General features: G+C 63.4%; 27 protein-coding genes and 1 pseudogene. 1 reads left to right on the top strand and 27 read right to left on the bottom strand.

The genetic code is table 11. From position 1 onward, the window contains the following. Window position 1 precedes the first annotated feature (1 nt). From A9D14_RS04050 to A9D14_RS19320, 12 genes and pseudogenes are all read right to left on the bottom strand, one after another. The gene (locus A9D14_RS04050; protein WP_066843144.1) at window positions 2–313 is read right to left on the bottom strand and encodes a 50S ribosomal protein L23; all 312 of its coding nucleotides are present in this window, start codon (window positions 311–313) and stop codon (window positions 2–4) included. After that, the gene (gene rplD / locus A9D14_RS04045; RefSeq protein ID WP_066843142.1) at window positions 306–932 is read right to left on the bottom strand and encodes a 50S ribosomal protein L4; all 627 of its coding nucleotides are present in this window, start codon (window positions 930–932) and stop codon (window positions 306–308) included. The genes A9D14_RS04050 and rplD overlap by 8 nt, the downstream gene beginning before the upstream one ends. Window positions 933–935: 3 nt before the next feature. Next, on the bottom strand, window positions 936–1,823 hold the full coding sequence (rplC, locus tag A9D14_RS04040) for a 50S ribosomal protein L3 (RefSeq protein ID WP_066843141.1): 888 nt from the start codon (window positions 1,821–1,823) through the stop codon (window positions 936–938). Between the two features lie 294 nt (window positions 1,824–2,117). After that, window positions 2,118–2,429, bottom strand: coding sequence for a 30S ribosomal protein S10 (gene rpsJ / locus A9D14_RS04035; RefSeq protein WP_066843139.1), 312 nt, complete (start codon window positions 2,427–2,429; stop codon window positions 2,118–2,120). Between the two features lie 153 nt (window positions 2,430–2,582). After that, entirely contained in the window at window positions 2,583–3,773 is a 1,191-nt protein-coding gene (gene tuf / locus A9D14_RS04030; protein WP_066843138.1) for an elongation factor Tu, read from the bottom strand. A 108-nt stretch (window positions 3,774–3,881) separates the two neighbouring features. Next, a complete protein-coding gene (gene fusA, locus A9D14_RS04025; RefSeq protein WP_066843136.1) occupies window positions 3,882–5,975 on the bottom strand; it encodes an elongation factor G in 2,094 nt (697 codons plus the stop codon). A gap of 167 nt (window positions 5,976–6,142) precedes the next feature. Continuing rightward, entirely contained in the window at window positions 6,143–6,613 is a 471-nt protein-coding gene (gene rpsG / locus A9D14_RS04020; protein ID WP_066843134.1) for a 30S ribosomal protein S7, read from the bottom strand. Between the two features lie 135 nt (window positions 6,614–6,748). Beyond that, a complete protein-coding gene (gene rpsL / locus A9D14_RS04015) occupies window positions 6,749–7,120 on the bottom strand; it encodes a 30S ribosomal protein S12 (protein WP_066775147.1) in 372 nt (123 codons plus the stop codon). Between the two features lie 491 nt (window positions 7,121–7,611). Beyond that, window positions 7,612–7,824 (bottom strand): hypothetical protein, encoded by a 213-nt coding sequence (locus tag A9D14_RS19325; protein WP_157668130.1) that lies wholly within the window; start codon window positions 7,822–7,824, stop codon window positions 7,612–7,614. A 72-nt stretch (window positions 7,825–7,896) separates the two neighbouring features. Beyond that, on the bottom strand, window positions 7,897–8,148 hold the full coding sequence (locus A9D14_RS04010; RefSeq protein WP_066843133.1) for a hypothetical protein: 252 nt from the start codon (window positions 8,146–8,148) through the stop codon (window positions 7,897–7,899). Window positions 8,149–8,172: 24 nt separating this feature from the next. Further along, window positions 8,173–8,930: pseudogene (locus A9D14_RS04005) on the bottom strand (IS5 family transposase). Window positions 8,931–9,011: 81 nt separating this feature from the next. Continuing rightward, window positions 9,012–10,292 (bottom strand): hypothetical protein, encoded by a 1,281-nt coding sequence (locus A9D14_RS19320; protein ID WP_157668129.1) that lies wholly within the window; start codon window positions 10,290–10,292, stop codon window positions 9,012–9,014. Window positions 10,293–10,398: 106 nt separating this feature from the next. Here A9D14_RS19320 and A9D14_RS04000 point away from each other — a divergent pair, with 106 nt between their 5' ends. Continuing rightward, window positions 10,399–11,448 carry a hypothetical protein gene (locus A9D14_RS04000; RefSeq protein ID WP_157668128.1) on the top strand — a complete coding sequence of 350 codons (1,050 nt, stop codon included), beginning with the start codon at window positions 10,399–10,401 and terminating at the stop codon, window positions 11,446–11,448. 76 nt (window positions 11,449–11,524) lie between these two features. Here the strand turns inward: A9D14_RS04000 and A9D14_RS03995 are convergent, their stop codons facing one another. The 15 genes from A9D14_RS03995 to A9D14_RS03925 all read right to left on the bottom strand — a co-directional run bounded on the left by A9D14_RS03995 (window position 11,525) and on the right by A9D14_RS03925 (window position 23,414). Next, window positions 11,525–12,343, bottom strand: coding sequence for a LysR family transcriptional regulator (locus A9D14_RS03995; RefSeq protein ID WP_066848209.1), 819 nt, complete (start codon window positions 12,341–12,343; stop codon window positions 11,525–11,527). Window positions 12,344–12,473: 130 nt separating this feature from the next. Beyond that, window positions 12,474–12,875 carry a Co2+/Mg2+ efflux protein ApaG gene (gene apaG, locus A9D14_RS03990; protein WP_066848207.1) on the bottom strand — a complete coding sequence of 134 codons (402 nt, stop codon included), beginning with the start codon at window positions 12,873–12,875 and terminating at the stop codon, window positions 12,474–12,476. A gap of 77 nt (window positions 12,876–12,952) precedes the next feature. Then, window positions 12,953–14,500 carry a PAS domain S-box protein gene (locus tag A9D14_RS03985; protein ID WP_066843125.1) on the bottom strand — a complete coding sequence of 516 codons (1,548 nt, stop codon included), beginning with the start codon at window positions 14,498–14,500 and terminating at the stop codon, window positions 12,953–12,955. After that, window positions 14,497–15,705: a trans-sulfuration enzyme family protein gene (locus A9D14_RS03980; protein ID WP_066843123.1), complete on the bottom strand. Its 1,209-nt coding sequence runs from the start codon at window positions 15,703–15,705 to the stop codon at window positions 14,497–14,499. The genes A9D14_RS03985 and A9D14_RS03980 overlap by 4 nt, the downstream gene beginning before the upstream one ends. A gap of 69 nt (window positions 15,706–15,774) precedes the next feature. Next, entirely contained in the window at window positions 15,775–16,161 is a 387-nt protein-coding gene (locus A9D14_RS03975) for a hypothetical protein (RefSeq protein ID WP_066843120.1), read from the bottom strand. Window positions 16,162–16,197: 36 nt separating this feature from the next. Continuing rightward, window positions 16,198–16,584, bottom strand: coding sequence for a hypothetical protein (locus A9D14_RS03970; RefSeq protein WP_066843118.1), 387 nt, complete (start codon window positions 16,582–16,584; stop codon window positions 16,198–16,200). 11 nt (window positions 16,585–16,595) lie between these two features. Beyond that, window positions 16,596–17,651, bottom strand: coding sequence for a 3-isopropylmalate dehydrogenase (leuB, locus tag A9D14_RS03965; RefSeq protein ID WP_066843116.1), 1,056 nt, complete (start codon window positions 17,649–17,651; stop codon window positions 16,596–16,598). Window positions 17,652–17,678: 27 nt separating this feature from the next. Further along, a complete protein-coding gene (gene recO, locus A9D14_RS03960; protein WP_066843114.1) occupies window positions 17,679–18,293 on the bottom strand; it encodes a DNA repair protein RecO in 615 nt (204 codons plus the stop codon). A gap of 107 nt (window positions 18,294–18,400) precedes the next feature. Then, complete coding sequence (locus tag A9D14_RS19975) at window positions 18,401–18,706, bottom strand: hypothetical protein (RefSeq protein WP_083987617.1); 306 nt, start codon at window positions 18,704–18,706, stop codon at window positions 18,401–18,403. Between the two features lie 112 nt (window positions 18,707–18,818). Then, window positions 18,819–19,133: an accessory factor UbiK family protein gene (locus A9D14_RS03950; RefSeq protein WP_066843109.1), complete on the bottom strand. Its 315-nt coding sequence runs from the start codon at window positions 19,131–19,133 to the stop codon at window positions 18,819–18,821. A gap of 88 nt (window positions 19,134–19,221) precedes the next feature. After that, window positions 19,222–21,456, bottom strand: coding sequence for a catalase/peroxidase HPI (gene katG / locus A9D14_RS03945; protein ID WP_066843107.1), 2,235 nt, complete (start codon window positions 21,454–21,456; stop codon window positions 19,222–19,224). Window positions 21,457–21,724: 268 nt separating this feature from the next. Beyond that, window positions 21,725–22,018, bottom strand: coding sequence for a PRC-barrel domain-containing protein (locus tag A9D14_RS03940; RefSeq protein WP_066843104.1), 294 nt, complete (start codon window positions 22,016–22,018; stop codon window positions 21,725–21,727). 23 nt (window positions 22,019–22,041) lie between these two features. Beyond that, entirely contained in the window at window positions 22,042–22,569 is a 528-nt protein-coding gene (locus tag A9D14_RS03935; protein WP_066843102.1) for a hypothetical protein, read from the bottom strand. 195 nt (window positions 22,570–22,764) lie between these two features. After that, window positions 22,765–22,950, bottom strand: a complete 186-nt coding sequence (locus tag A9D14_RS03930; protein WP_087910454.1) for a hypothetical protein — start codon at window positions 22,948–22,950, stop codon at window positions 22,765–22,767. Between the two features lie 137 nt (window positions 22,951–23,087). Further along, complete coding sequence (locus tag A9D14_RS03925; protein ID WP_083987615.1) at window positions 23,088–23,414, bottom strand: hypothetical protein; 327 nt, start codon at window positions 23,412–23,414, stop codon at window positions 23,088–23,090. Between the last annotated feature and the right edge of the window lie 47 nt (window positions 23,415–23,461).

Below are 23,461 nucleotides of genomic sequence, written 5' to 3'. Positions count from 1 at the left end.
GTTAGCCCCGTACGCCTTCGGTGACGTCGATCGACTGGCCTTCCGCCAGCGTCACAATCGCCTTTTTCACGTCGCTGCGCTTGTAGGGAGCACCCTTCCAGCGCTTGCTCTTGCCCTTCTGGACAATGGTGTTCACGCCCGCGACCTTCACACCGAACAGCGCCTCGACCGCAGCCTTGATCTGCGGCTTGGTGGCGTCGTTGGCGACCTTGAACACGACCGCATTATGCTCCGAGAGAAGCGTCGCTTTCTCGGTAATGTGCGGCGCGACGATCACGTCGTAATGCCGGATGTCGATTTCAGCCTTAGCCATTGAAACGCGCCTCCAGCTTTTCGACAGCGGCGCGGGTCAGCACCAGCGTGTCATGATTGAGGATGTCGTAGACATTGGCGCCCATCGCAGGCAGCACGTCGATACCGATCAAATTGCCGGCCGCCTTGCGGAAGCCGTCCTCGACCTGCTCGCCGTCGATGACCAGCACCTTCTTGCCAAAGCCAAGCTTCGCAAGATCGGCCGCCAACAGCTTAGTCTTGGCATCGGCCAGTTCCAGGGACTCCAGAACGAACAGATTGTCGTTCTTGGCCTTGCTGGAAAGAGCCATGCGCAGACCGAGTGCACGGACCTTCTTGTTTAGCGACATATCGAAGTCACGCTTGCGCGCACCGTGAGCCTTACCGCCACCGATGAAGATGGGCGCGGCGCGGTCACCGTGACGAGCCGTGCCGCCGCCCTTCTGGCGACCCCACTTCTTGCCGGTGCGAGCCACATCCGAACGCTCACGCGTAGGACGAGCGGTGGCGCGACGGTTCCACAACTGCCAGGTGACGACGCGGTGGAGGATATCCTCGCGCGGCTCGAGACCGAAGACGTCGTCGTTCAGCTCGATGTCACCCGACGCGTTGCCGTCGAGTTTCTGGACCTTCACCTTCACGGATCAGCCCTCCTTGTTCTCGCCGGCGTCGGGCACATCACCCTCGGCGGCGTCGTTCTTGTTCGCTTCGGTCACCGAATCGTCTGCACCCGCCTGCTGCTCCTTGAGCAACTCGGCCTGCTGTTCCGCATCGACCTGCTGGTGCACTTCGTGCTCAGCGGCGCTTTCGACCATGCCGGCCGGCGCTTCGTCATGCTCGGGAGCCGAATTCTTCTTGTCGAGAACGGCACCTGGGAACGGCGCGCCCTCGGGAAGCGGAAGCTTCACGGCATCGGAAACCAGCAGCCAGGCGTTCTTCGCGCCGGGCACGGACCCTTTGACGAAGATCAGGCCACGGTCGGCGTCGGTACGCACGACTTCCAAGTTCTGCTGGGTGCGCTGACGATCGCCCATGTGGCCTGCCATCTTCTTGTTCTTGAAGACCTTGCCTGGGTCCTGGCGGTTACCGGTCGAACCGTGCGAACGGTGCGAAAGCGACACGCCGTGCGTTGCGCGCAGACCACCGAAGCCCCAGCGCTTCATGGCGCCGGCAAAGCCCTTGCCCTGCGTATGGCCGGTGATGTCCACCTTCTGGCCAGCAATGAAATGCTCGGCCGAGATCGATGCGCCAACGGGGAGGAGGCCATCCTCGCCCTCAAGACGGAATTCGGCGACCTTCATCTTGAGCGACACTTCAGCCTTCGCGAAATGCTCGCGCTGCGGCTTGGCCACGTTCTTCTGCTTCGCCTCACCAGCGCCCAGCTGGACGGCAACATAGCCATCGCGGTCGAGCGTACGGTGCGAGACAACCTGACAATCTTCCAGCGCCAGAACGGTAACAGGCACGTGCCGACCGTCCTCCTGGAACAGGCGGGTCATCCCGACTTTCTTGGCGATCACGCCAGTGCGCATGATCAAAACTCCTAAACATGGGCATAGCGACCATCGCCATAGGCCCGGTGACAGAGGCACGTCGGAGACCATCTCCGGGTGCGTGAATAGCCGTGGAAGCCTATGCCCCCACGGCCGGTTTCAGCCCAATTATGTTAACGTCGCCCCGTCCGGGCTGAATGCCGCCATCGCCAGGATGGAAGCGAGACGGGGGACGCGGCCCGGAGAACATTGTCACTACAAGAGTGACGCTCCGGCGGTATCCCTTTGTCTTGCAGAAGCCGCGATACGGCTTCCCGCGAGACCTCCGGCCGATCAGGCCAGCTTGATCTCGACATTGACGCCCGCAGCAAGATCGAGCTTCATCAGAGCATCGACCGTCTGGGCGTTGGGCTGCACGATGTCGAGCAGCCGCTTGTAGGTACGAACCTCGAACTGCTCCCGCGACTTCTTGTCGATGTGCGGACCGCGGTTCACGGTGAACTTCTCGATACGCGTCGGCAGCGGAATGGGCCCCCGAATAAGCGCGCCCGTACGACGGGCAGTCTCTGCGATCTCACTCGTTGCCGTGTCGAGAACGCGATGATCAAACGCCTTCAGGCGAATGCGGATATTCTGAGCTTCCATGTCCAACTACCGATGCGAAAGAGCCAAAGCGAGACCAGCTCGCTCCAAAAAAGAAAGGCCCGCCCTGCTTCACCGGATGACCGGGAAGGGGCGGCCCCCTCTTAAAAAACCTGGTCGGCAGAGAATCAATCCCTGCCGACGAACAGGCCTATATTACTTCGTGATGGTGCTGACAACCCCCGAACCGACGGTCCGGCCACCTTCACGAATTGCGAAGCGAAGACCTTCGTCCATCGCGATCGGAGCGATCAGCTTCACGCCGATGGTGACGTTGTCACCAGGCATGACCATCTCGGTGCCCTCGGGGAGGATCACTTCGCCGGTCACGTCGGTCGTGCGGAAGTAGAACTGCGGGCGATAGTTGGCGAAGAACGGCGTGTGACGGCCACCTTCGTCCTTCGATAGCACGTAGACTTCGGCGCTGAACTCGGTGTGCGGGTTGACCGAACCGGGCTTGCAGAGAACCTGGCCACGCTCGACATCCTCACGGGCAACGCCGCGAACCAGAGCACCGATGTTGTCGCCAGCTTCACCCTGATCGAGCAGCTTGCGGAACATTTCGACGCCGGTGACGGTGGTCTTGCGAGTGTCCTTGAGGCCGACGATCTCGACTTCCTCACCAACCTTGACGATGCCGGTCTCGACGCGGCCGGTCACGACCGTACCACGACCCGAGATCGAGAACACATCCTCGACGGGCATCAGGAAGGGCTTGTCGACAGGACGAGCGGGCTGCGGAATGTAGTCGTCGACAGCCTTCATCAGCTCGAGGATCTTGTCCTTGCCGATTTCGTCGTCGCGGCCTTCCAGAGCGGCGAGAGCCGAACCCGAAACGATAGGAATATCGTCGCCCGGGAAGTCGTAGCTCGACAGCAGTTCACGGATTTCCAGTTCGACGAGTTCAAGCAGTTCCGCGTCGTCGACCTGATCGACCTTGTTCATAAACACGACCAGAGCGGGGACGCCGACCTGACGGGCAAGCAGGATGTGCTCGCGCGTCTGGGGCATCGGGCCGTCGGCAGCGTTCACCACCAGGATCGCGCCGTCCATCTGCGCCGCACCGGTGATCATGTTCTTCACATAGTCGGCGTGGCCGGGGCAGTCGACGTGCGCATAGTGGCGAGCGTCGGTTTCATATTCGACGTGCGCGGTCGAAATCGTGATGCCGCGCTCACGCTCTTCAGGAGCCTTGTCGATGTTCGCGAAGTCGACGGCGGTGCCGCCGTATGCCTCAGCGAGCACCTTGGTGATCGCTGCGGTCAGCGTCGTCTTGCCGTGGTCGACGTGACCGATGGTGCCGATGTTGCAGTGCGGCTTGTTCCGCTCAAACTTAGCTTTCGCCATTTTCAAAGACCTCTATTCGTCTGGATTTGCTGATCCGGTGTTATTCTTGGGCGGACTTGAGGCCGGCACCCGTGAATCAGGCGCCCGCCCCTAGACCGATGAAGCTGCTTACGCAAGCTTCTCCTTCACTTCGGCCGCGACATTCGCCGGGACCTCGTCATAGTGGCTGAACTGCATCGTGTACTGGGCGCGGCCCTGTGTGAACGAGCGCAGTTCGTTGACATAGCCGAACATGTTCGCAAGCGGCACGTTCGCTTCGACAGCCTGGGCGTTACCGCGAGAGTCGGTGCCCTGGATCTGGCCGCGCCGCGAGTTGATGTCGCCGATCACGTCGCCGAGGTAATCCTCGGGCGTCACGACCTCGACCTTCATGATCGGCTCGAGCAGCTTGATGCCCGACTTCTGCGCGATTTCGCGCATGGCGCCGCGACCCGCGATTTCAAACGCGATCGCGCTCGAGTCGACGTCGTGGTAGGCACCGTCATACAGCGTCACCGTAAAGTCGATGATCGGGAAGCCGACAAGGTAACCGCTCTCGGCCTGCTCGCGCAGACCCTTTTCGATCGCGGGGATGTATTCCTTGGGAATGTTGCCACCCTTGATCTCGTCCTTGAAGACGAAACCCTGTCCGCGCTCGCCCGGTTCGACCTTGACCTTGACGCGGCCGAACTGGCCCGAACCGCCCGACTGCTTCTTGTGGGTGTAGTCGACATCAACCGGCTTCGCGAGATATTCGCGATAGGCCACCTGCGGCGCACCCACATTGGCTTCAACCTTGAACTCGCGCTTCATGCGATCGACGAGAATGTCAAGGTGAAGCTCGCCCATGCCCTTAATGATCGTCTGACCGGATTCGTGGTCGGTCGACACGCGGAACGAAGGATCCTCGGCAGCGAGGCGATTGAGCGCAACACCCATCTTTTCCTGGTCGGCCTTGGTCTTGGGTTCCACCGACAGCTCGATAACGGGCTCAGGGAATTCCATACGCTCAAGGATGATCGGCTTCGACGGGTCGCACAGCGTATCGCCGGTCGTCGTATCCTTCATGCCCGCCAGCGCGACGATATCGCCCGCGAATGCCTCTTCGATGTCCTCGCGGTTGTTCGAGTGCATCAGCAGCATGCGGCCGACCTTTTCCTTCTTGTCCTTCACCGAGTTCAGAACCGAACCCTTGGTGAGCTTACCCGAATAGATGCGGGTGAAGGTCAGCGAGCCGACGAACGGATCGTTCATGATCTTGAACGCGAGCGCCGAGAACGGAGCCTCGTCCGCCGAAGGACGCGTATCCTTCTCGTCGCTGTCCGGCAGCACGCCTTCGATGGCGGGTACGTCGAGTGGCGAAGGCATGTAATCGACCACGGCGTCGAGCAGGGGCTGGACACCCTTGTTCTTGAATGCAGAGCCGCACAGGACAGGCACGAAATCGCGCGCCATGGTGCCCTTGCGGATCAGCTTCTTCAGCGTCGCCGCATCAGGAACCTCGCCTTCGAGATAGGCTTCCATGATGTCGTCGTCCTGCTCCACGGCAGTTTCGATCAGCTTCTCACGGTATTCGGCAGCCTTGTCGGCCATGTCCGCCGGGACATCGACATAGTTGAACGTCGCGCCGAGACCGTCGTTCTCCCAGACGATACCGCGGTTGTTCACGAGGTCGACGACACCCTGAAGGTCGCTTTCCGCGCCGATCGGGAGATACAGCACCAGCGGCTTCGCGCCGAGGCGGTCGACGATCGACTGCACGCAGTAGTAGAAATCGGCGCCGGTGCGATCCAGCTTGTTGATGAAGCACATGCGCGGCACGCCGTATTTGTCGGCCTGGCGCCACACGGTTTCGGACTGCGGTTCAACGCCGGCCACGCCGTCGAACACCGCCACCGCACCGTCGAGCACGCGCAGCGAGCGTTCGACTTCGATGGTGAAGTCGACGTGGCCGGGGGTGTCGATGATGTTGATGCGGTGCTTCGGGCCCTTGCCGTCTTCGGCGGCCCAGAAGGTCGTCGTTGCCGCGGACGTGATGGTGATCCCGCGTTCCTGCTCCTGCTCCATCCAGTCCATGGTGGCGGCGCCGTCGTGGACTTCGCCGATCTTGTAGGATTTGCCGGTGTAGTACAGGATCCGCTCTGTCGTCGTCGTCTTGCCGGCGTCGATATGCGCCATGATGCCGATATTGCGGTAGCGTTCCAGCGGATATTCGCGGGCCATGGAAAATTCCTCAGGAGTATGAAGCTTGCAGTCTGGCGGCGGCCATCTGGCTCACGCGCTTTGCTGCCGACTCTCTCGGAGCCGGATGGGCCCCATATAGTGATATTTGTGACCGGCGAAAGACGCCTCTTCCCGAAATCGGGGAAAGAGGCGTCTTCGCAGCAGTCTTACCAGCGGTAGTGGCTGAACGCGCGGTTGGCGTCGGCCATGCGGTGGGTGTCTTCGCGCTTCTTCACGGCGTTGCCGCGGTTGTTCGACGCATCCATCAGCTCGCCCGACAGGCGCGCGGCCATCGTCGTTTCGGGACGGTTGCGCGCCGCGGTGATCAGCCAGCGAATGGCCAGAGCCTGCGCACGTTCCGGGCGAACTTCCACGGGGACCTGGTAGGTCGCACCGCCGACGCGGCGGCTGCGGACCTCGATCTGCGGCATGATGTTCGCCAGCGCGTCGTGGAACAGCTGGACCGGATCGGCCTTGGCCTTGGTCTCGACGGTTTCCAGCGCGCCATAGACGATACGCTCGGCAGTCGACTTCTTGCCGTCGAGCATGAGGTTGTTCATGAACTTCGACAGGACCTGATCGCCAAACTTGGGATCGGGAAGGATGACCCGCTTTTCGGGACGACGACGACGTGACATTTTTCTAGACTCCTTCGGAGTGCGCCACGGACATCCGTCCGTGGCTTGCGGTGCCGGCCCGCTCCCCCTCCCGACCACCCAGAGTTTACCCCGTTGGGTGGTCGGGAGGGGGAGCGGGCCGTCCCCGCGTTGATCTTACTTCGGACGCTTGGCGCCGTACTTCGAACGGGACTGCTTGCGGTCCTTCACGCCCTGCGTGTCGAGAACGCCGCGCAGCACGTGGTAGCGCACGCCGGGAAGGTCGCGCACACGGCCGCCGCGGATCAGCACGACCGAGTGCTCCTGAAGGTTGTGGCCTTCGCCGGGGATGTAGCTGATGACTTCGCGGCCGTTGGTCAGGCGAACCTTGGCCACCTTGCGAAGCGCCGAGTTCGGCTTCTTCGGGGTGGTGGTGTACACGCGGGTGCAGACGCCGCGCTTCTGCGGGTTCTGCTCCATCGCGGGAACCTTGGACTTGGCCTTCTGCGGCTCGCGACCCTTGCGGACCAGCTGGTTGATCGTAGGCATTGTATTTCCCTTCTTGACCGGAGAGTGTCCTCGCCGGGTTGCGCCCTCCCCCGCGCAAATGCGGATGGGTTCGGGCCGAAACTTGTTTTCCGGACGGGAGAGTGTCCCGTTCGGGGGTCACCTCATCGGCACGTAAAAGTGGTCCCCACTTTTACTGATGAGGTTCCGCTCTGCCCCGCACCGTGTGGATGAGGTAAAGCGGCGAAAACTCGTCTTGCGAGCCGCCTGACGGATCAGCGATGGAGGAAGGACCGTGCGGGGAAACGCGAAAAGGGCATGCGGCCCTTAAGTAAGGCCCTGCCCCGGCGATCGCCGCACGAACCGAAACGCTCCACCCGGATCCAGCCGGGTTACTTTGACGGATAACGGCGCTGCCCTGTTCGGACGGGCCCCACTCACCGGCAATGTTCAGCTCTGTCCACCGGCAAAGGGTTAGCCCTGCTGGCGCTTGGCGCGGCCCTTAAGGGGATTCGGGGGTGGGGTCAAGGGGATCAACCTATTAGAAGTTTGTTCCGAATGGCCATGCCAGCCAAAAAAAATAAAATACCTGATAAAACGGTTTGAGCAGCCCCGACCACTCCGACGGCTACAGCACTCAATCCACCTCTTTCACCAACCAATTCGCCACCAAATAGCTTAGCTTCGTCGATTGAGACGCCAACAGGAAAGCTCTTATCCACTGTAAGCAACGCCACGTCGTTCAAGATGACCCAATTCACGGATCCACCCACAGGGCCAAGAGCATCAAACTTCAAGGCAGCTATTAGGGTTCGGACTCAATCAGCGGCTGTATCGATGACCGTCAGCGATGTGGACGCATAACGCAGGATATACGGTTTCTCGGTTGGTTTCCCTATCGGCTGCTTGTCGCCGAAGAAGGCTACATAGCAGTCGTGAGCGCCGATCTCGTCGTCGAACCAGCAGTGGACGATGGTCCCAAACTCGGGGCCACCTTCCTCAAGGCCGTCGTAACGGACCGCCGTGCCGGGTGGCAGGTATGGGCCAGATGTGTTTTGGTCGTCGTTCATGAACTGCTCTTTCCTCTCATTCCGTCATAACCAGAACGCGACAGCAGTAGCCAGCGCCATGGCAGACAGGAAGTTGGCGGCGAGCTTGTCGTAGCGAGTGGCGATCCGGCGGAAGTCCTTCATGCGACAGAAGGCGTTCTCGATGAGGTGGCGCCCTCTGTAACGCCGCTGATCATAGCGAATGGTGTGCTTGCGATTGCGCCTTCCGGGGATGACAGGACTGGTGCCGTTCTCGCGCAGTGTCTTGCGCAGGCTATTGGCATCGTATCCTTTGTCGCCAAGCAGGTAGCGCATACGGCCGGCGCGTTCGAGCAGCGCCGGCGCAGCCTTCACGTCGCTGACATTGCCGGCGGTCAGCATCAGGGCATAGGGTCGGCCCAGCACGTCGGTCAGGGCGTGGACCTTGGTTGTCCAGCCACCACGAGAACGGCCGATGGCCTGCTTCTGGCGCCCCCTTTTCCGCCAAACGCCGAGCGCTGGGCTTTGATGTAGGTGCTATCGATCGCGGTGCTCTTCGTGACCGCACCCGCCTCGGCCAAGGCATCGAGCAACTTCGTCCAGAAGCCCCGCCGTGACCAGCGATTGAAACGGTTGTAGATCGTCGTGGACGGCCCGTAGTCCGCAGGACAGTCGCACCATCGGCAGCCGGACTTCAGGACATGCAGGATGCCCGAGATTACCCGCCGATCATCGACGCGCCGAGCACCAGGCTGGTTCTTTGGCAAGTGTGGTTCGATCGCCTGCCAAGCAGCATCCGATAACCAGAACAACGAGCGCGACATCAAGCGGAGCCTCCATCCAGCTTAAAGCCCCCTTGAATCAACCTAAACGCGCTCTTTCAAGAGGCTGATTGGGTTTTGGCCCTAACAGATAGAGGGCTCCAAAAAAAACCAGCTCAAAACCAATCCAAGAAGCGGGCGCCACCAGCTAAATCCAAAATCGGAAAATTCACGATAAAACCAATTAATAAACTTTGTAGACGGCTCAGTGTGTTCAGAAGCGGTACGCGCCATCAATTCCATTCTTCGAAAACGCTTTTCTAAATCTTTTCGCCCATCTTGACGATTTCTTTCGCATATTATTTGACAGGCTCTTTCCAACGAATTCCGAAGAGATTCTGAATAAGCTGGCTCCTTCAGGCTCTGGAGCTGGGACAACTCCCTTGCAAAGCCAGCCTCAAGCGAACGGTCACGTAGATCAAGATCAATCGGTCCGCCGAGCTGGATGTCAGATAGACAGGAAAAGAAGACTTCAACGTTATCAAATATCAGTTTATCTGCAAATACAGCATGCCGAAATGATGAGTTTCTGGTTATATCGATCCCAAGACTGATATCGGTAAAAATCACCCTATTTTCGAAATAGCAGTTTTCGGCGTTCAAAATTATCGATGATTTTTCGCCCGTGAAAGTACCATGCTTGAAAGACGAGTTTGAAATATCAAAACTCTCGCAAATCAAGTCGTCAATAAATAAGTCGGAAAATTTCCCTGATATGTAAATGGTCGTGATTTCGCTTTCGCTAATTTCGAGCAGGGGCCTCCTTGCGTCCTTGTGACCACTAAAAACGAAATTTCTGATGTAGCATTCGTCTATTCTAACGTCCGCATCTTCAACCTTAGCATCGCCATCAACAACACAGTCTAAAATAAATTTAAATCCGGTAGCATAGTTATTGATAAAACATTTCGAAACTTGCGAATTATTTAGGTCGTGGGACGTCAAACCATCTTTAAAATAACTATGAGAAATATTTTTACTTTGGAAATGCGATAGAGACGGCCGATCAATACATAAGTACTTAAATTCGTATTCTGAAGAAAATCCTCCAGAATAATTGAATGTCTCAGAGAGAGCTTCATTAAGGAAATCCCATTCATCCTGGCTCCAATCGCTCTTTCCGGCTGTTCCATCGGGAAATATCCAAGGAATGTGTACTATATGGTAAAGACCCTTTCCTTCGATATTTTGTAGGAAGCTTTTCTCGATAAGTTCGCTATCGCTCAGCATACCTCGAAAACGCCAAAACCAACCCTCTTCTATTTGTCCATTCTTGCTTAGGCACTTTGCGCGATGGGACCAATTGGCCTCGTCAAGATTTATCTTTGCAAGCCACTTGTCATAAGCACCATGTCCTGAAGTCATCGAAGCCCCCGATAAGTTTTGATCTGCTTGCAGGATATGTTTTTATTTTCCTACACTCCCTCGCCCCAATATCCCCAAGCGCCCCTCACCCAGCAGGAGCGCGTCCATGTCCGGCACACGACCAACCCCCTTAGCCCCCACCCAATCGGCCCTGCCTGAAATCCGCTTTACGCCCGTGCCTCTCGCGCGGCGGCGGAAGCTGACTGCGCGGCGGCAGCGGCAGTTCATCGAGGCGCTGGCGCGGACGGGGCTTGTTTCGGAGGCGGCGGAGGAAGTGGGGGTCAGCGTCGCGGCGCTGGAGAAGCTGCGTTATTCCGAGGCCGGGCAGAGGGCGGTGCGGGGGCTGAGCTTTCGCGCGGCGTGGGATGCGGCGCGGGGGTGCGAGGCGGCTCGGAAAGCCCGGGCGGAGCGCAGGCGTGGGGGGCTCGGGCTGGCGGGGCTGGGGCTGGCGGGGCGAGATGCCGCGCGGCGGATGGCGGGGGATGAGCGGGCCGGTTCAAGGGACGATATGCGTGCCGGTTCTGGCGGGCCTGCGCATGGGACCTCGCATGGGGCCTCGCATGTTGGGCCGGGGGCGTTCCGGCTGTCGTGCGGCTCCGCCAATCCTTCGCAGCGGACCAGCCGTGCCGCCTTTACCGGGCCGGAGCCTTCGCCCGACGATCCGCTGCTGGGGTTCAGGCCGTTCCTCCACCCCTGCCCGCGGCGGAACTCGATCACGCCCGACCGGCAGCGCGCGTTCATCGCGGCGCTGGCCGCCAGCGGATCGGTGCGGCAGGCGGCGCGTGCCATCGGGGCCAGCATGGAGGCGCTGTACAATTTGCGCGCGCGCGGCGGGGCGGAGGAATTCGCCGCCGCTTGGGAGAAGGCCATCGACCTGGGCATCGCGAGGCTGGAGGACACGGCGCTGGCCCGCGCGATCGAGGGCGAGCTGCGCCCGATCGTCGCGCGCGGCGAGATCATCGGCGAATACCGGGTGCACAACGAGGCGCTGGTGATGTTCCTGCTGCGCCATCGCCGCGCCGCGCGATACGGCCCGCCTGCCGAGCGCGCTGCTCCGCCCGAACGCAGCGAGCGCGAGATCATCGACAGCATCAATGCCAAGCTGGACCGCGCGCGCGACCAGATGCGGCTGCGCGAGGCCCGGCGCGTGGATTGAGGCGGGTTCGCGGCGCGAGGGGGTGTTTTGGCGGGGTGCGGCGGGCGGGAAAGCTGGCGGGCTGGCGGGCGAAGGGTCAGTCCTGCGCCTTTTGCGCGGCGGTGAGGAAATCGACCAGCGCCTTCACCTTCTTCTGCCGCCATTGCGGGCGCGGGGCGACGAGCCAATAGGTAGCGCGCGTATCCTCGATCCCGGACAGGGCGACAAGCTGGCCGGTCTCGATCTCGTGCTCCACCAGTTGCAGCGGCAGCACGGCGCGGCCCATGCCGCCCAGCACCGCAGAAAGCGCCTGCCCCGTCGCGCCGACGCGCAGGCCCGGTTCGGCATCGTCGGGGGCCGGATCGCTGCGCGGGCCGCCGGGCCAGCTGATCCAGCTGTCGGGCGCGCCGGGGGCGGCCACCTCGACGCTGCGGCCGGGGGACAGGGGGACGCCCTCGAGCTCGCCCGGGCTGTCGACGAGGCGGACGGCGAAATCCAGGTTCGCCTCGGTAAAGTCGGTGTCGTGGCCGCCCGCCATGTGGAAGCGCGTGTCGGGATGCGCGTCGCGGAAGGCGGCGAGGCGGCGGGCGAACCAGGCGCCGAAGAAGTCGCGCGGGGCCGCGAAGGTGTATTTCTGGCTGGACTGGCCGGCCTGAATCGCGTGGACCGCTTCCTCGAACCGCAGGAAGCCGCTGCGCAGCGAATCGAGGCCGGCGCTGGCCTCGTCCGTCAGTTCCAGGCCCTTGGGCGTGCGGCGGAACAGGACGACGCCCAGCAGATCCTCAAGCGCGCGGATCTGCTGGCCGACGGCGGCGGGGGTGACCGCAAGCTCGTCCGCGGCGCGGGTGAAGGACAGGTGCCGGGCGGCGGCATCGAGCACGCGCAGGCCGTTCAGGGGGAGATGGGTACGCTTCATCGTGCGCACGCTGATAATGCGCGGCGGGCGATTGGGCAACGCGTTGCGGTAGGGGGCGGTCCGAAGGTGGGTGGCAGCACGACCAGCGCTGCGCGGTGGCGCGGGTTTACCGCTGCGCGGTGGCGCGGGTTTACCGCTGCGCGGTGGCAGGTGCCGACAGCGGGAAGAAGGGGATCGCGGCTTCGAACACGGTGCCGTCCTCGCGGCGGAAGCCATAGTAGCCTTCCATCGAGCCGTGCGGCGTTTCCAGCGGGCAGCCCGAGACATAGTCGTGGCTTTCGCCGGGATGCAGCAGGGGCTGTTCGCCCACCACGCCGTCGCCGTCGATCAGGCTGATGCGGCCAGCGGCATCGGTGATGCGCCAGTGGCGGGTCAGCAGGCGGGCGGGCTGGTCGCCGCCGTTCTCGATCCGGATGTGATAGGCCCAGAACCAGTGTCCTTCCGACACCTGCGACTGTTCCGGCAGGAAGCTTGCGCTGACCCGGACAGTGATGCCGTGCGATATCGCGGCATGATCGAATAGCTGCTCTATCATAAGCAGCATTCTAGGACGGAAGCACCGCAAGTTGCAAATCCGGCGCGGCGGATGTGAACAATCGTGGTGGAAAGCTAGGCGTGCCCGTCCCCGTCCCCGTCCTCGTTCCCGTCCTCGGCCGCGCCCGCTCCCACGCCGTCCGCGACCACGCTTTCGACCGGCGCGTCGAGCGACCAGCGCAGCCCCTCGGCCCGGTAGTCGAGCTGTACGTCCGCGCCCAGCGAGGCGGCGGGAATGTCGCGGATGACCGAGCTGCCGAAACCCTCGCGCTCGGGCGGGGTGACGGGCGGGCCGCCGCTTTCGGTCCAGCTGAGGCGGAAGCGGCCGTCCTCGACAGTCCAGGCGATCGCCACGCTGCCGATGCCGCCCTCGCCCCCATCTTCGCCCCCATCTTCGCCCTCATCCCCGCCCTCATCTGGCCCCCCGCCTTCCCCGCGGTCGTCGCCGCCGCGCGACAGGGCGCCGTATTTCAGCGCATTGGTCGCCAGCTCGTGCAGCGCGAGGCCCAGGGTCTCGGCGGCGCGGGCGGTGATCGCGACCGGCGGGCCGCTGTGGGTCAGCCCCGAACCGGCAAGGTCGATGGCGAATGCCAGCTGCGCCTTGACGAGGTCGGCCATCTCGACGCTGCCCCAGGCGCGCTTGACCAGCAGGTCCTGATTCGCGGCCAATGCCTGGATGCGGCGGGTGAAGCGCTTGAGGAACGCATCGTTGCCGGGTGCCGAACGCCGCGCCAGCGCCATGATCAGCGTCAGCATGTTCTTGGCGCGATGGTTCACCTCGCGCAGCAGGTTCTCGATCGCCTCGCTCTGCTCGCGCTGTTCGGTGACATCGGTATTGGTGCCGAACCAGAACGCGACCCGATCGGTGTCGTCGCGGATCGGACGGGCGCGCGACAGGAACCAGCGATAGCGGCCATCGGCGCCGCGCAGCGGAAACGTGTCTTCCCAAGGCTCGCCGCTGTTGATCGCGGACACGAAACGCTCGGTCACGCGCTCGAGGTGATCCTCGTGGTGAACCGCTTGCCAGCCCCAGCCCTTCATCTCGTCCAGCGTGGTGCCGGTATATTCGAACCAGCGCTTGTTGTACCAGATGATCGACCCGTCCGCGTCCGCGATCCAAGCGAGCTGCGAGATATTGTCGGCCATCATCTCGAAGCGGGCTTCGCTTTCGGCCAGCGCCTTGCGGGCAAGGTCGAGGTCGCCCAGTTCGCGAGCGATCTTGCTGGCGCCCACGATCCTGCCGCTGGCGTCATGCACCGGCGAGACCGTGACCGACACCTCGATCTCATGCCCGTCCTTGCGGCGGCGCATGGTGTGGAACGGCATCACCCGTTCGCCCCGCTGGATGCGGGAAATGATCGAATCCTCCTCGTGCTGGCGGTCGTCCGGGATCAGCACGCGGATCGAGCGGCCCAGGATCTCCTCGGCCGGATAGCCGAACAGACGCTCCGCCGCCGGGTTCCAGCTGGTGATCGCGCCGTCGAGCCGCTTGGAGACGATCGCATCCTCGCAGCTTTCGAAAATGGCGGCGAGCAGCCCCTCGGCGGGCGTGCCCTTGAGCGGGCCGACGTGCCCGGCGGCGGGGGAGCGTTCCTCCTCCGGCGTGGGATCGCCCTCTCTCACAGGCCGATGGCGGCCAGCGCGCGGTCGAGATCCTCGATCAGGTCGTCCGCGTCCTCCAGCCCGACATTGAAGCGCAGCATGCCTTCGTCGACGCCCATCTCGGCGCGTTTCTCGGCCCCGACAGAATGGTGGGTGGTCGATGCCGGGTGGCACATCAGGGAACGCGCGTCGCCGATATTGTTCGAGATGTCGATCAGCTGCAACTGGTCGAGCAGCGCGTGCGCCTGCTGCCGCCCGCCGTCGAGCACGAAGGAAAAGATGCAGCCGGGCATTGTCATCTGGCGCATCGCCATGTCGTGCCGCGGGTGGCTGGCAAGCCCCGGATGCTTGATGACCGGCACGCGGCCTTCCATGAACCGCCCGATCTTCAGCGCATTGTCGCACTGGCGGCGGGCGCGCAGTTCCAGCGTCTCCAGCCCTTTCAGCACCACCCAGGCGTTGAAGGGCGACAGGTTCGGCCCGGTGTTGCGCTGGAACGGCAGGAGCTTGTCGTTGATGAATTCCTCGGTCCCGCAGACCGCGCCCGCCAGCACGCGGCCCTGCCCGTCCATCAGCTTGGTCGCCGAATAGGCGATGACGTCCGCGCCGAATTCCATCGGGCGCTGCATCACAGGCGTGCAGAAGGCATTGTCGACCACGGTGGTGATGCCATGCGAGCGCGCCAGGCCGCAGACATGAGCCAGGTCGACGATGTCGAGCGTGGGATTGGCGGGGGTTTCGAAGAAGAACACCTTCGTATTGGGCCGGATCGCGGCCTCCCACGCGGCATTGTCGGTCGAATCGATGGTCGTCCCCTCGATCCCGAAGCGCGGCAGCAGTTCGTCGACCAGCCAGCGGCACGATCCGAAGGCGGCGCGCGCGGCGACGACATGATCGCCCGCCGACAGCTGGCACAATAGCGCCGCGGTCATCGCCGCCATGCCCGATGCCTGAGTGCGGCAGGCCTCTGCCCCTTCCATCACCGCGATGCGTTCTTCCAGCATCGCGACCGTGGGGTTCTGCAGCCGCGAATAGGTCATCCCCGCCTGATCCCCCGCGAAGCGCGCGGCGGGCGTGGCGGCATCGTCGTAGCTGTAGCCCGAGCTGAGGAACATCGCCTCGCTCGTCTCGCCCATCTCGCTGCGCCAGGTGCCGGCGCGGACGGCCTGCGTCGCGGGGCGCCAGTTGCGGGTGATCGAGCGGTCGGTTCCGGTAGTGCGTTTCATGCCGATGCGGTTAGCGGCGGCGCGGGCGCCTGACAATCCGTGTTCGGCCAGCGGGCGGGCGGCATGCGATCAGGGGCGGTAGATCCAGCGCCGCGTGGCGGGCAGCCATTGCAGCACCGTCGCCGCGGTGCTGACCGCGATGACCACCGTGCCGCGCACCGGAATCCACGGATCGCCGCGCAGGTCGCCGGGCACCAGCAACAGGGCGGCGATGCCGACCCCGACGCAGGCAAGGTGGAAGCCGGTCATCAGGAAGCGCAGCATGGCGCTTTGCATGAACACATAGGCGGCGGTCACCGCCAGATAGCAGAAGAGGAATACCGCCAGCCTGGCGCTGGGAGGATGGAAGTGGAGCAGCCAGAGCGCGAGGGCCGCGGCGACCGCGAGCAGCGCATGCGCCTGAACCGTCCACGGCGCCGCGGGGCGTTCACGCAGGGCGTGGATGCAGACGGCCATTACCGGACTGTTCCCCCGTCCATCGCAAGATCCGCCTCAATCGCGGCGCAGGACCCAGCGCCCGGTATCGGGGTGCCATAACAGGGCGGTGGTTACCAAAGTCGCACCGAAGATCAGCACCACGCGCAGCGGGAAGAGCGCGTCGGTGGTGCGCCCCGGCAGCAGGAACACCAGCCCATAGACCACCAGCCCCGATACGATGAAATGGGCCGCGCTGAAGCCGAAGCGGATCCAGTCGTTGTGGGTGAGCGCGAACAGCAGCGCGGTGCCGACATAGACCAGGCCGAACAGGGCCGCATGGACCAGATATTGCTGCTGGCTGACAGCCAGCGCGCAGGCGGCCACCAGCAGCGCCGCGCACAGGAACAGGCGGACGGTCCACGGCAGGGCGCGGTAACGCAGGCGTTCGATCAGAAACTGCAACAGCGCAAATCCTAGAGGCGGTCCAGCACCGCGTCGCCAATGGCCTTCGTGTCGGCATCGCCGCCAAGATCGGCGCCCAGGATCCCATCGGCCAGCGTGCGGGCGACGGCGGTTTCGACCCGTCGTGCCTGCTCTTCCTGACCCAGCGAATGGCGAAGCAGTTCGGCTGCGGACAGGATCGTGGCCAGCGGATTGGCGATGCCCTTGCCGGCGATGTCGGGAGCACTACCATGGATAGGTTCATAAAGTCCGAACGTGCCATGCGCGGTCCTGCGCTCGCCCAGCGAGGCGGATGCGAGTAGGCCGATCGAGCCGACGCACATCGAGGCCTGGTCCGACAATATGTCGCCGAACAGGTTGCCGGTGACGATCACGTCGAACTGTCCGGGACCCCGCACCAGCTGCATCGCCGCATTGTCGACATACATGTGCGACAGGGTGACGTCGGGATAGTCGGCGGCGACCTCGATCACCACGTCGCGCCACAGCTGCGAGGTTTCGAGCACGTTCGCCTTGTCGACCGAGCACAGCAGGCCGCGGCGCTTGCGGGCCGCTTCGAACCCGGCGACGGCGATGCGGCGAACCTCGCTTTCGTCATAGCTCATCACGTCATAGCCCTGGCGCAGGCCTTGCGGCGTGGTGCGCATGCCCTTCTCGCCGAAATAGACGTCGCCGTTCAGTTCGCGCACGATGAGCAGGTCGATGGTGGACGCAACCTCGGGCCGGAGGGCGGATGCGGTTTCGAGGCCGGGAAAGACCTTGGCGGGGCGCAGGTTGGCAAACAGGCCAAGCTCGCGGCGCAGGCCCAGGATCGCCTGTTCGGGGCGGAGATGGCGTTCCAGATTGTCGCAGGCGGGATCGCCGACCGCGCCGAACAGGATGGCATCCGCCTCGCGCGCGCAGACCAGCGTTTCCTGGGGTAGCGGGTGGCCGTGGTTCTTATAGGCGGTGCCGCCCACGTCGGATGCCAAGAAGGACAGCGGCAGCGGCAGGCGTTCGAGTACGCGCAGCGCCTGCTGCGTGACTTCCATGCCGATGCCGTCGCCGGCGAATACCGCGATCTTCATGTGCTAATCCCTGAACCTTGTTGTAATCTATGCAATGCGAGAGAGCCGATCGCGCAATATTGCGCGCGCGGAAACGAGCTCGCCCATAACAGGACCGGCGCGGTCTGCAAGCAGGCGCTTTTCCACATGGCGGCCGCTGATGTCGAAAACTTCCATGGTGCGCGCCCAGTCGGCCCCGGCCAGGTCGGGGCGGGCGCCGCCGAAGCCCAGCTCGCGCAGGAACAGCGCCTCGCACGCGATCAGCGCCGGGACCCAGCCCCGCGCCGAGGGTGCGTGGCAGATCGCGTCGAGCACCGCGTCGAGCGCCTGGTAGAGCGCGGGAAAGGGACTGCGTTCAGGCAGGACGGCGGCGGTGAGCGCGGTGATCCACACGATCGCTGCGGCGGGCAGCGGTTCGGACAGGAACGGCGCGCGGCTGGTGACGAGTTCGGCTTTCAGGAACGGCAGCTGGCTGGCCGAGCGAGAGGCGATGTCTGCCTCTACCCGGTTGCCGGGGATCAGCACGGGGCGCATCCGCCTGCCCCGCCCGCCCGCGACATAGCCCGCGACCAGGCCGTGATCCGCCGTCATCAGCCGCGCGATGGCGGCATTCTCGCCATGCGGGCGGGCGGAGCAGACGATGGCGGGGGCGCGGATGTGCATGGCGGTGCAAGCATTGGCGCGCGCGGGGGCGCGGCGCAAGCGGCAGCGCCGCCGCCTGCCCCATGGGGCTGGGCTGGGGGTTGGGGCAGCGGCGGCGGGACCGGTCCCTAGCTGTGTTCGGCTGCGACCTGATCCTCGGCGCAGGCGCAGGGTTCGGGCTGGTTCTTCAGCGCGAAATTTGGCTTTGCGGCAGCCTTGTCGGCGGCGATCGCCGGGTTGCGCTCGCGGCCCATCGTCCAGTTCTTGTCCATGCGGACCTGGGGGTTGGGGGCGCACCAGATCTCGCCCGTGTCGTCGATGGCGGTGACCCAGATGAGATTATGTTCCTGGCCGTAATCGATCATGCCAAACGCATAACCGTGCCCCTTGCCGAGCACATGGACGGGAATCGTCGGATTGAGCTGAGTGAACATTGGCGTGAAATCCCGAAATAAGGGGTTTCACTGGCAATGAACGGATCGAAGAACCTGTTCCCGGCGACTTGCCGCAAGTTAAGAAAGGCGGGCAAATAGCGCCCCGCCCTTTCTATCCGTCGGCGGGCTTCTCGGTCGGGCCCTTCTTGAGCGGTTCGGGCGAGGTGGTAGCGGCGGCGGCACCTGCGTGCCTGGCTTCCAGCGCGGCGATGCGGGCCGAGAGCGCCTCGTTCTCTTCGCGCGCCTTGGCGGCCATCGCCTTGACCGCGTCGAATTCCTCGCGGCTGACGAAGTCGAGCCCGCCCAGCGCTTCGCGGAAGCGTTCGCGCGCGGCCTCGCTCGCTTCGCGGCCCATGCCGGCGAAGGTGCCGGCAGCGGCGGTGAACAGGCGGGTGAGGTCCGAGATACGGGGATTGTCGCTTTGCATGGATATTAGATGCGATGCGCGCGGCCACAGTTCAAGAGAAAACCCCGCCATGCGCGCGGCACGGCGGGGCTCTCGATAGGGTCGGGACCTACTTGCGCTTCAGGTCGAAGCGGTCGAGTTCCATCACCTTGACCCAGGCCTTGACGAAATCAGCGATGAATTTCGATTCCATCCCGTTCTCGGCATAGACCTCGGACAGGGCGCGCAATTGCGAGTTTGCGCCGAAGGCGAGGTCGGTACGGGTCGCGGACCACATCTCCTCATCCGTGTCGCGGTCGGTGCCGATGAACTTCTCGTCGCTGTCCTCCTCGACCTGTTTCCACGCGGTACGCATGTCGAGCAGGTTCACGAAGAAGTCGTTCGACAGCACGCCCGGCCGGTCGGTGAGCACGCCTTCCCTGCTGCCGCCATAATTGGCGCCCAGCACGCGCAGCCCGCCGACCAGCACGGTCATTTCCGGCCCGGTCAGCCGCAGCAATTGCGCGCGGTCGACCAGCAATTCCTCGGTCGGGACGCTGTGGCGTGTCTTGAGGTAGTTGCGGAAACCGTCGGCGCGCGGTTCGAGCCAGCCGAAATTCTCCACATCGGTCTGGTCCTGCGTGGCATCGACGCGGCCCGGGGTGAACGGCACCTCGACCTGCTGGCCGCCGTCTTTCGCCGCCTTTTCGATGGCCGCGCCGCCCGCAAGGACGACGAGGTCGGCGAAGGAGATCTTTTTCCCGCCGCTGGCCGAGCCGTTGAAGTCCGACCGGATGGACTCGAGCTTTTCGATCACCCTGGCCAGCTTCTGCGGTTCGTTGACTTCCCAGTCCTTTTGCGGAGCGAGCCGGATGCGCCCGCCATTCGCACCGCCGCGATGGTCCGACCCGCGATAGGTGCTGGCCGCCGCCCATGCGGTGGAGACGAGTTCGCTGACCGACAGGCCGCTATCGAGGATCTTTTCCTTCAGCGAGCCGATGTCGCTTGCATCGACGAGCGGGTGGTCCAGCCTGGGCAGGGGATCCTGCCAGATCAGGTCTTCCTCGGGCACCTCGGGTCCGTGATAGCGCGACCGGGGGCCCATGTCGCGGTGGCACAATTTGAACCAGGCGCGGGCGAACTGGTCGGCGAAATAGTCCGGATCGGCGCGGAACTTCTCCATGATCCTGCGATATTCGGGGTCGACCTTCATCGCCATGTCGGCGGTGGTCATGATCGTGGGCTGCTTCTTCGACGGATCATGCGCCTGCGGGGCCAAAGTCTCGGGCGGAGCGCCCACGGGGGTCCATTGCTTGGCACCGGCGGGGCTGCGGACCAGTTCGTATTCATGGTCGAGCAGCATGTCGAAATAGCTCATGTCCCACTGCGTCGGAGTGGGGGTCCATGCGCCTTCCAGACCGCTGGTGATGGTGTGGTCGCCCACGCCGCTTTCATGGCCCGACGTCCAGCCAAGGCCCTGCATCGCGATATCCGCGCCCTCAGGCTCTGCGCCCACGAGGCTGGCATCGCCCGCGCCGTGGCACTTGCCGAAGGTGTGGCCGCCCACGGTCAGCGCCGCAGTCTCAACATCGTTCATCCCCATGTTGCCGAAGGTCTTGCGGATGTCGCGCGCGCTGCCCATCGGGTCTGGATCGCCGCCGGGACCTTCGGGGTTCACATAGATCAGCCCCATCTGGATCGCGGCGAGCGGGTCTTCCAGATCCAGCTCCTTGTCGGGCTGGATGCGGGTCTCGTTGTTCTCGTGCCCGACCCAGTATTCCTCGGTCCCCCAATAGACGTCGGTCTCGGGCTCGAACGTGTCGGCGCGGCCTCCGCCAAAGCCGAACACGGGCGCGCCCATGGATTCGAACGCGACATTGCCCGCCATGATCATCAGGTCGGCCCAGCTGAGGTTCTTGCCGTATTTCTGCTTGATCGGCCACAACAGGCGGCGCGCCTTGTCGAGATTGGCGTTGTCGGGCCACGAGTTGAGCGGGGCAAAGCGCTGCTGGCCGGAGCCTGCGCCGCCGCGGCCGTCCTGGATGCGATAGGTGCCCGCGCTGTGCCATGCCATGCGGATGAAGAACGGACCGTAATGGCCATAGTCGGCGGGCCACCACGGCTGGCTGTCGGTCATCAGCGCATGCAGGTCGCGCTTCACCGCGTCGTAATCGAGCGCGTTGAACGCCTCGGCATAGTCGAAATCGGGGTCGAAGGGGCTGGGATTGGTGTAGCCCTGGTGCAGGATGTCGAGCGAGAGGTGGTTGGGCCACCAGTCGCGGTTCGTCCTGCCGGTCAGCGACTTGCGCGCTTGGTGCTGCACCGGGCAGCCGCCCTTCAGGGGGTCTGTGGTCTTGGCGTCCATTTCATCCGTCTCCTGCTGGATCGTCCTGTCCTTGAATGGAAAGGAGCATACAACCGGAGGGGGGTGCGCCCAAGCGCGAAACCTCGCTTGGATTGATCGACTAAATCGATGATAAGGTTCATCTTGACGCGGTTGACCGCTTATTCGCGGGCGCTGTCAATCGGTGAAGCTGTATGACGAAACCGAACGATCGCCATGAAAAAGGCCGGGAAACGCGCGATGCGGTTCCCGGCCGTTCGTCAAGCCTTCAGGCGATCTTGCGCAAGGTTCAGTCCGGGCGCCTGACGCGGGCGTAGTCCATCCGCGACGCCGCGCCGTCGTTGTGATAGATCACTTCGCGGTTGCGTATTTCCAGGTTGCTGGCAGCGACCATGCGCCCGTCGTCGAGCCTGACGGCGGCGACGTGCTCCTTGGTCTTGTCGACCAGCAGGTCCTTGATGGTGCCATAGGACTTGCCCGTCTGGTCCATCACCGGGAAGCCCCGAATGTCCTGTTCGTGATTCACCAGCTGCCAGTGACCCAGGTCTTCCAGTTCGTCGAAACGATCGTGGGTGTCGGTCATGTCTGTGTTCCTTCCTGAGGCGCTCAGGCGCTCTCGAGTATTTCGATATTGCTTTCGTCGACCATGATGAACGCGGCCTGGTCCTGAAGGACCGCACGCGTGTCGTCATCGAGCGGAACGCCTTCCACGTCGCCGACGTCGCCGCCTTCACGGATCATGCCGCCGTTGATCTGCAGGCGCTGGCCCGCATTGATATCGAGCGGCACTTCGCGCGGTTCGTCGATGATGATCGCGAACATGCGGGCGCCGTCATTCTCTACCCAGAAGCCGCGGTCGGTCAGCGGACCGCTGACGCCAACTTCGCCGCTGAATTCCTGTCCGATATAGGCCTGCGGCTGCGCAAGGATCGCGGCAAGCGTCATTTCGCCCGCCATCGGGGCGGGTTCGACAGCCTCGACCGATTCGACCGGAGCGGTGTCGACGACGACCGGTTCGACATCATCGTCGGCTGCAGAGAGCCACCAGATGATCAGGACGACCAGCAGCGCTGCCAGCAGCAGCCATAGCCATGTCTTCGACGATGATTTCTTTTCTACCGGTATTTCGGCCATGCCTTCTCTCCTCCTGATCGCGATGATTATTCGATTAGCGCGCGGGAAAGACTATTGTTCCAAACTTCCTGCCTTATCGCCGGAAACTGTTTCGGACCCGCCCGCCCCCTTGCAGGCGCCGCAAGCTCGACGCGGCGTCAGGGAACCCCCCAGGGGGCGGGGCGGGAAATGCCTCCTGCAATGCCGGGTGGCCCCTCAGGGCTGGTAGAAGAACCACATCACCACCGCGGCCAGCATCAATGCCGCCATGCCCGCGGCGACATGGCCCCAATCTATATGGGGTGCAGGGACATGCCAGTGGGCGTGGTGGTCGGCGGAATTGTCGGCAGCGTGGATGGTCGATCCGATCCGGTGGCCGAACGGTGCATGAGGGAGACGCATGATCTCCTCCTTCGCTTGCTACGCTTTGCAGCGCGGCTCCAACAACTGGAGTCGTTGATGGCGAAGATATACGCCTTATCCGAGGCTGTGGGTAGCGAAAGTGAAGTGGCCGGACCCACCACGCAGGTGCGACAATGCTATGCGATGGCGCAGCGCGCGGCAGAGCTGGTCACGACGGCCAGCGCCTCGGGGTCGTTCCATTCGCGCACATGGCCGATCAGGCTGCCGACGGTCAGCGTGCGGTCATCCTCGCGCACCGCATCGGCAAAGCGCGAGATTTCGCGGATCTGGTCCACGGACAGATCGTCCGCCCAGATTTCCGCCATGCAGGACGCCATGGCGGCGGGCAGGCCCGCTTCCGCGAGCCCGGCCTCCACCCTCTGCTCGACTACGGCGGAGCACCCCGACGCCAGCGGTGTCAGCACGGCGCATCCCAGCATGGCGGCGTGAGCGAATGGGCGCATGTCATGTCCTTTTCGGTTGTCGATGCAGAGGCGATCGATACAGAGGC

Origin of the sequence: Croceicoccus marinus (assembly GCF_001661675.2) — a bacterium.
In the GTDB taxonomy this organism is placed as follows: Bacteria; Pseudomonadota; Alphaproteobacteria; order Sphingomonadales; family Sphingomonadaceae; genus Croceicoccus; species Croceicoccus marinus.
The sequence above is the reverse complement of the archived record's forward strand: the minus strand, read 5'-3'. Positions and strand labels throughout refer to the sequence as shown.